Annotated in this window: 9 protein-coding genes; 6 read left to right on the top strand and 3 right to left on the bottom strand. The window is 48.9% G+C overall.

What is annotated here, in order from left to right; genetic code table 11:
- The first annotated feature begins 343 nt into the window (after positions 1-343).
- The 6 genes from prmA to R6242_RS15050 all read left to right on the top strand — a co-directional run bounded on the left by prmA (position 344) and on the right by R6242_RS15050 (position 5,052).
- Positions 344-1,231 carry a 50S ribosomal protein L11 methyltransferase gene (prmA, locus tag R6242_RS15075; protein WP_318428267.1) on the top strand — a complete coding sequence of 296 codons (888 nt, stop codon included), beginning with the start codon at positions 344-346 and terminating at the stop codon, positions 1,229-1,231.
- A 1-nt stretch (position 1,232) separates the two neighbouring features.
- A complete protein-coding gene (locus tag R6242_RS15070; protein WP_318428265.1) occupies positions 1,233-2,255 on the top strand; it encodes a DUF3426 domain-containing protein in 1,023 nt (340 codons plus the stop codon).
- A gap of 283 nt (positions 2,256-2,538) precedes the next feature.
- The gene (locus R6242_RS15065; RefSeq protein ID WP_318428263.1) at positions 2,539-3,105 is read left to right on the top strand and encodes a peroxiredoxin; all 567 of its coding nucleotides are present in this window, start codon (positions 2,539-2,541) and stop codon (positions 3,103-3,105) included.
- A 120-nt stretch (positions 3,106-3,225) separates the two neighbouring features.
- A complete protein-coding gene (gene tpx, locus R6242_RS15060; protein ID WP_318428261.1) occupies positions 3,226-3,723 on the top strand; it encodes a thiol peroxidase in 498 nt (165 codons plus the stop codon).
- A 143-nt stretch (positions 3,724-3,866) separates the two neighbouring features.
- Positions 3,867-4,655, top strand: a complete 789-nt coding sequence (locus R6242_RS15055; RefSeq protein ID WP_318428259.1) for a DUF3025 domain-containing protein — start codon at positions 3,867-3,869, stop codon at positions 4,653-4,655.
- Between the two features lies 1 nt (position 4,656).
- Entirely contained in the window at positions 4,657-5,052 is a 396-nt protein-coding gene (locus R6242_RS15050) for a hypothetical protein (protein WP_318428257.1), read from the top strand.
- Positions 5,053-5,272: 220 nt separating this feature from the next.
- Here the strand turns inward: R6242_RS15050 and R6242_RS15045 are convergent, their stop codons facing one another.
- The 3 genes from R6242_RS15045 to R6242_RS15035 form a co-directional block, all read right to left on the bottom strand.
- Entirely contained in the window at positions 5,273-5,503 is a 231-nt protein-coding gene (locus R6242_RS15045) for a DUF2789 domain-containing protein (RefSeq protein WP_318428254.1), read from the bottom strand.
- A 51-nt stretch (positions 5,504-5,554) separates the two neighbouring features.
- Complete coding sequence (gene rlmF, locus R6242_RS15040; RefSeq protein ID WP_318428252.1) at positions 5,555-6,541, bottom strand: 23S rRNA (adenine(1618)-N(6))-methyltransferase RlmF; 987 nt, start codon at positions 6,539-6,541, stop codon at positions 5,555-5,557.
- Positions 6,542-6,745: 204 nt separating this feature from the next.
- Positions 6,746-7,222 (bottom strand): hypothetical protein, encoded by a 477-nt coding sequence (locus R6242_RS15035; protein WP_293936028.1) that lies wholly within the window; start codon positions 7,220-7,222, stop codon positions 6,746-6,748.
- Positions 7,223-7,248: the final 26 nt, after the last annotated feature.

Raw genomic sequence — 7,248 nt, 5'->3', positions numbered from 1 at the left:
GGCGAAAGAAGTGAGGTGAAGGGCTTTATCTACAAAACAAGGTCGATGCCTTAAGGGCGCTATCAAGCTCACTTCACCTCGTGTGGTAGTAGCTAACCACCACAGGGAACAAGATACAAGGGGCACTACTGGCGGCACCCAATCTTATTTGAGGTTTGCCTACTGTTTGTAGATCGCATTTTATGCACTGCATCACATCTACGTAAGCAACAGCAAAGATTAAATACAAACACCGCTGATATAGCCAATCACGCCCCAATCCCTGCTTATTACAAGTAAAAACATTCTCAAAACTAAGGGGGAATGCGACAATGCGGGGAAGAACACTAACAGGTATACAAAAATGGCTTGGCAAGAACTACGCATCACCACCGAATCCATCCATGCAGAGCGTTTTTCAGACGCGCTGTTTGACTTGGGCGCGCTCTCCGTTAGCATTGAAGACGCTGCAGCCGGCACTGATGCAGAAAAGCCTATTTTTGGTGAGCCTGGTGAGCCAGTCGATCAGTTGTGGGAGCAGAGCGTTGTGCTCGCCCTATTTGATGAAGACATCGATACCGCGCTGATTGTGGCCGCGGCCAGCAACACCCTAAAGCTAAGCGCGCCTTCATTTGATGTGGTGCGTGTAGAGGAACAAGATTGGGTACGCCTGACTCAATCCCAATTTAATCCTATCCCTATTTCTAATCGGCTGTGGATCACCCCCACTTGGCACGAATGCCCAGATGCTGGCGCGATCAGTATTCAGCTCGATCCAGGCCTGGCCTTTGGCACGGGCAGCCACCCCACCACCCGCCTTTGCTTAAAATGGCTAGACAGCAATCTGGCAGGCGGTGAAACCTTGCTCGATTACGGCTGTGGCTCTGGAATTTTAGCCATTGCCGGTATAAAGCTTGGTGCAGCTTCTGCTGTTGGGGTGGATATCGATCCGCAAGCCATGACTGCCTCACGACAAAATGCCGAACAAAATGCCGTTGAAGTTCAGTTTTATTTGCCAGATGCCGAGCCGATGGCCAGCTACGATGTGGTGATTGCCAATATTCTGACTAATCCACTCAAAGCACTCGCCCCGATGTTGGCGGCTAAAGTTAAATTAGGTGGCCGTATTGCCTTATCCGGCATTTTGGCCGAACAAGCCGATGATGTGATCGCTATTTACAGCCAATGGTTTGCCATGAATACACCACAAATCGAAGATGGCTGGGTTTGTTTATCAGGCACGCGTAAGTAATATGAATGACATCACCCGTTGCCCAAACTGCCAAACCGCTTTTCGTGTAACGGAAGCGCAGCTAGCAGCCCATCGCGGAAAAGTTCGCTGTGGGCGCTGCGCATTTGTCTTTAATGCCAAAGACTGCTTAGAAAGCGAGCAGCTTGCAGAAACGCTCAGCAGCACACAAAACACTGCCACTGAAGCAGCATCGCATCCTGTCAATACGGCAGTAGATAGCCCTCCAGCTGAGCCACTCACCGCCAGCCCAGAGCCGCTCCCCTTTGCCGAGCAAGCCGCCAGCATCGCTGAGCCTAGAGTTGATTTTGTGGCAATGGCCATGCAAAGCTCAGCAGCAGATATCCAGTATGAGGCGATGCCCGCCACTGAAGCGCATGCGCTCAGTGCCGAAATCACCGAGCCAGCCCCTCAACAAACGGCCCCTGCTTTGGCAGAAGCAATGTCAGAACCCGCTGCTGTTACCCCACCCGCAAAAGAGACCAGCAGCTATCGCCCCATCTATATGGATGACGATCATCTGCTTGCCCCGGCCCCGGTGGTCCGCTCCAAATGGTATGCCGTTTATATGGCGGTGATTGTGCTGCTGATGTTGAGCTTTGCCGCTCAGCTGGCCTACCACCAGCGCACCCAAATCTCGATGGAGCTACCTTGGTTAAGGCCTAAGCTAATTAGCGCCTGCCAAGCATTAGGCTGCAGCATGCCGCTACCTCAAAATACCGAGATGCTGCGTTCAGAATGGTCGGAGCTCAGCTACGTGCCCGAGTTTCCCAATATTATTCAGCTCAATGCCACCTTGCGAAACTTGGCTCAATACGAGCAAGCATTGCCGATGCTAGAAGTCACCCTCACCGATGATCAAGAGCATATCGTGCTTAAAAAAGTGTTTAAACCCAGCGAATACCTCAGTAGCCACGATAAAAAACGTCTGCAATTTGATGCACAAGATGAGCTGCGGGCCTTTCTACAAATCGACTTAGGCGAGCTGCACTCCACGGCTTACTCTATCTACTGGTTTTATCCTTGATAGCACGCGCCGATTAAGTCCCCCTAAAAAAAGCCCTCTAACCGTTCACACCTTAAAATTGCAGGCTAAAGCGGCTAGGCCATGACTAAATTAGCCAATTAAATTATCCTTAGCCCCCTAGCCCCCCTTACAACAAAAGGGCATTAAGGTCTTGTGATGAAGCACTCACGGGCTATAGTTATTTAAACAAAGATGTTGGTAGAGGAGCAATTATTCTCAGCAGCAAGCGGCAAGGCTGCTGACAACAATTGCCTACTTACTGATCACTGATACGGAATAGATCATGGCCACTATTTTACTCAACCATACTGAAATTAATGTTGGGGGCAATTTCCCTGTTGTTGGCGAATATGCCCATAGTTTTCTTTTAGTGGATGCCAGTCTGATCGATGTACCATTGTCCCGCTTTGCTGGCAAGCCTAAAGTGATTGCTGTCATTCCAAGTATTGATAGCGCAATCGGCCTGAGCATTGCTCGCCAACTAGAAAAACTATCCATTGATTGGCCAGAAGAAACCGTCATTCTAGTGATCTCTGTGGATACGCCCTATGCCCTTGCGCGTGCCATGGAGCAAGAACGCTTTCGCCGTGTGCAGCTACTCTGCACCCTGCGTGGCCGTGATTTTCATAAAGACTACGGCGTCATGATCACCGATGTACCTCTCTCGGGCTTGATGGCAACGGCGCTGATTGGACTAAATAGCTACGATATCGTGATGTATAGCGAGCTGGTGGCTGATCTAAGCTTTGAGCCCGATTATGGCGAGATGGCCGAATGCCTCTTCCCTGTCATTGAAGAAGAAGACGCCCCGCTTGAATTAGATATTGATGAAGAAAACAATCAAACTTAACAAATCAAATCCCGCCATCATCTGTACATATTTCAAGCCTATGCTGCTTGCTATTCAATGCTGTCCCAATAGATAATTAATATCGAAATAACCCCATCAATAGCCACAAAGGAAACATACATGTCTGCAGTGACTCTGGGCGGTAACGCCATTGAAATCAAAGGTTCTTTCCCACAAGTTGGCCAACAGGCGCAAGACTTTAGCTTGGTTGCTAAAGATTTGTCCGATGCAAACTTGGCGACATTTGCAGGTAGCAGGAAAATTCTGAATATTTTCCCAAGCGTGGATACCGGTGTTTGTGCGGCTTCAGTTCGCCGCTTTAATGAAACCGCATCTACCTTAGAAAACACCGTGGTACTGTGCATTTCTGCCGACTTGCCATTTGCACAAAGCCGTTTCTGCGGCGCGGAAGGCCTAGAAAACGTGGTGAATTTATCTACCATGCGTGGCCGTGATTTCCTCAGCAACTATGGCGTTGAAATTGTAAGCGGCCCACTTGCAGGCGTTTCTGCCCGTGCCGTTGTAGTGTTAGATGAAAACAATCAAGTTTTGCATGCAGAATTGGTTTCAGAAATCAAAGAAGAGCCTAATTACGCAGCCGCTTTAGCCGTACTGTAAGAGCCATAAAGGGTGGGTATTTGCTCACCCTTTATTTATTAATTGCCCCAATAAACAATTGATTTAGCGTGTTTTTTAATAGCGTGGCATCACATTTTTAAGCGTTTCAATCAGCGCATTTTCCTAAGGTTTCACACTGCCCCATGTGGCCACTCGATTTTTTTTACCAGCAAGCTCCCTACCAGCCCTTACTGCCGTTTATTCAACAGTTTAAACGCTTCCCTCAGTATGCAGATTGGGATGTGCTTGGCCCCATTGCCCGCAACCAGCAAGGCCTGCCGATTCGCTTTGTGCCACCCGAATCACTGAGTGACTATTACGAAATCTCCATTGCCCAGCATGGCCATGTCGCCACTCGGCCAGATAATTGGCATGACTGCTTTAATGCCTTGGTTTGGTGTGCCTTCCCCATTAGCAAAGCCGCCATCACCGCCTTACATATGCGCCACTTCACGCCCGATCACCCTCGCGGCCCCGTGCGTGATGCCGCCACCCTATTTGATGAATGCGGCTTAATTCTGCCCTATTGCGACGATGCTTTATTGCAATTACTCATTAATCATCAATGGCAGGATTTATTTCAAAAGCATAAAGAAGATTGGGGCGTTAAAATAAACGCACTCAGCTTTGGCCACGCCAATTACGAAAATCTGCTTGAGCCATTTTTAGGCCTCACCGGCAAATGCTGGCCAATTAAAGTAACTGCTGATTTTTTTAAGCTCACAATAGCTGAGCAATGCGCACAATTAGATCAGCAATTAGCCCAATTTATAAATGACGATCAATTAAAAAACCCTCGCCAACTCCCCCCTCTGCCTTATTTAGGTATTCCAGGTTGGTGGCAGATACAAGACGATGCGTTTTATGCTAATACGCAATATTTTAGGAAACACAGATCGCATAAATTGAACACCCCGATGCATAAGGATTAAAGTGATTCCAATCAATATTGATATCCCAGAATACGGCGCAGATACGCATACCATAGAAAACTGGCAATGGTTTCAGGCCGTAGGCCATTTAGTGGCAAGCGAATTAGCCAGCAAGCCTCGTGGCACGCTGGCGGTATTAGAGGCCGAAGAGAGAGCGTATTGGCTGGCTTTAATCGAGGGGCAATATTATTTAGCCACCGCCCCCATAGTTGAAGGCGAGCTCTATCTGAATGCGGCAGCCCTAGCGCGGGATTTACTTGGCCTATGTGGCGATGAGCTGGCCTATATGCGCAGCAACCTTGCCAGCTGGTTACTAAACCAAAGCACGCTACAAGTAGAAGCCAGCCAATTACAATGCTGGAAAGTACTGCCGGTTTACGCAGGATGGGATGATTGATGGGCGAGTAAGCCCCAATCCTGTCAACTTAAGCTTATTTCATTGTGAGAATCGGTATTTTTAGGGTGTACAAGGAGCCAGTCGTTGCTCACCTTAGAATCTTAAGCCAAGCTTGTAGAGCGGGAGCGGGTGCAACCTTTGATCGATGCTGAAAAACGCGGGTTGCACCCACCCTACGAATAGCAGATTGCTTAAGCGGATAGGATTGGAGTAAGCCTCCTTAGCGCAAAGCCACGTCCAGCTGATCGATAACTTCTGCCCAATCCGCATCATCGGCCAGCTGCTCGCGTAAAAACTGCGATTGGCTGACACTCCAAAAATCAGCGTCTGGCAATGCCATGTTTTTTGCAAGGGGGGAATGCTGCTGAATAAAAGCGGCAATGTCCCCATCGCTGGCTGGCAAGCCCAGCTGCTGAAATAAAGCACGAAAATGATGGTTAAACTTTTCCATACACAGCTCCTTACTTCGCATTAGCTGAGACTCACTTCCCCAGCAATAAGACTAGCCACGCCAGCGGCTCTTGGCCCACACTTTTTGCTCTGCCTCAGTAAAGTAGCTCCACGCTACCACGCGGCTGATTTTATTGCCCTGTGCCATGTCCAGTGTTTTCACTTGCACCGCACCAATTCGCTCTAGTGCTTGATAGACCAGTGGCAGATTATCTTGCTTCGAAACGAGAGTAGAAAACCACAAACACTGCTGCCTAAACGGGCGGCTTTGCGAAATCATGCTGCGCACAAAACGCATCTCACCGCCTTCGCACCACAGCTCACTACTCTGGCCGCCAAAATTAAGTACCGGCGGCGGCAGGCCCTTGCCCTTGCCCTTGGCGTGGCCTGTGCCTAAGCTGCGTAATTTACGCCGCGTGCCCCCTGCAGCATCCGCAGCAGATGAATGAAATGGCGGGTTGCAAAGGGTAAATTCAAATAAGTCTGCAGGCTTAATCATCTCTTCAAAAATATTTTCAGCATTGGCTTGGTAACGGCAAATGAGGCCGTCTTTTAAGACTTCATTGCGCTCAAAGATTTCATAGGCGTTATCGAGTGCCAAATCATCAATATCACAGCCAACAAACTGCCAGCCATACGCCACCTTGCCCAGCATGGGGTAGATGGCATTGGCCCCAACACCCACATCCAGCACTTGCACCGCAGCACCACGTGGTATCACGCCTTTATTGCTGCTTGCCAGCAGATCAGCCATGGTATGGATGTAATCAGCTCGCCCAGGAATGGGCGGGCAAAGATAGCCCTCGGGTAGACCCCATTCTTTAATGCCGTAAAAATGGCTGAGTAAGGCGCGATTAAGCATTTTAACTGCAGCTGGATCAGCAAAATCGACCGATTCATCACCATAGGCATTTGGAGCCACAAAGGGCGCTAAATCTGGGCAGCTGGCGATCAGTGCAGGGAAATCGTAACGGCCGCGATGGGGGTTACGGGGATGCAGGCTGCTTTTAAGTGCAGGGAATTCTTTTTTTGGTGTCATAAGGTACTGCCAAACAGGAGAAACATTGGCCGAACCTTAACAGCGTATGTACTGAATGCAAAGCGCTAAGTATGTAGATAAAAGCTTATCCGCACGATGGCAACGCCTTGGCCTTGAGTACGTTGGTGTTTTTTTCGGCTAAAGCCGCTCCTGCAAAAATCAATTGCCGGAGCGGCGGTGTAGCTAGCTTGCAAATAGCGCTGTTTAAGACTTATTCAAAACCTCTGCTTCTTCTGCAAGGAAGGGGCGGCTAGCAAAATGGTGCGAGATTTTTTCTAACTGACGCAAGGTATCTCCACGCAGGGCATGAATCCCATTGTCCCCTTGGAAATTAGCCCTCACTGCCGCTGAAAAATGCTCACGCAGCCATTTACTGGTCATCTCGATTGCTTCATCGCTATCGGAGCCATCAAACCAAATACTTTGCACATGGGCAGGATCATAAAAAATGGTCGACTGCACATCTACCACGGGCACCTTCACTGCAGCCTTATCGCTCCAGCGCAGGCACGCTAATAATTGCACACTGCCCTTTTTACCCGTGGGGGTTTTAATCACCCAGATACGATCAGGAAAACTTTCGCTCAACTCACTCAATTTGCCACGAGACGAGCGAAACCAGCCAATGTGTCCAGCAGCCATATCTGCTTTTACATCTTTCCAATAGTACAAAACATCCATATTGAAGATTTCCTTTTTCGTTAAAC

Origin of the sequence: Iodobacter sp. CM08 (assembly GCF_033446605.1) — a bacterium.
Taxonomy (GTDB): Bacteria; Pseudomonadota; Gammaproteobacteria; order Burkholderiales; family Chitinibacteraceae; genus Iodobacter.
The sequence above is the reverse complement of the archived record's forward strand: the minus strand, read 5'-3'. Positions and strand labels throughout refer to the sequence as shown.

What these genes read in the sequence shown, in the direction of transcription:
- prmA (WP_318428267.1), top strand. Translation starts at nt 344, where the DNA reads ATGGCTTGGCAAGAACTACGCATCACCACCGAATCCATCCATGCAGAG.
- R6242_RS15070 (WP_318428265.1), top strand. Translation starts at nt 1,233, where the DNA reads ATGAATGACATCACCCGTTGCCCAAACTGCCAAACCGCTTTTCGTGTA.
- R6242_RS15065 (WP_318428263.1), top strand. Translation starts at nt 2,539, where the DNA reads ATGGCCACTATTTTACTCAACCATACTGAAATTAATGTTGGGGGCAAT.
- tpx (WP_318428261.1), top strand. Translation starts at nt 3,226, where the DNA reads ATGTCTGCAGTGACTCTGGGCGGTAACGCCATTGAAATCAAAGGTTCT.
- R6242_RS15055 (WP_318428259.1), top strand. Translation starts at nt 3,867, where the DNA reads ATGTGGCCACTCGATTTTTTTTACCAGCAAGCTCCCTACCAGCCCTTA.
- R6242_RS15045 (WP_318428254.1), bottom strand. Translation starts at nt 5,503, where the DNA reads ATGGAAAAGTTTAACCATCATTTTCGTGCTTTATTTCAGCAGCTGGGC.
- rlmF (WP_318428252.1), bottom strand. Translation starts at nt 6,541, where the DNA reads ATGACACCAAAAAAAGAATTCCCTGCACTTAAAAGCAGCCTGCATCCC.
- R6242_RS15035 (WP_293936028.1), bottom strand. Translation starts at nt 7,222, where the DNA reads ATGGATGTTTTGTACTATTGGAAAGATGTAAAAGCAGATATGGCTGCT.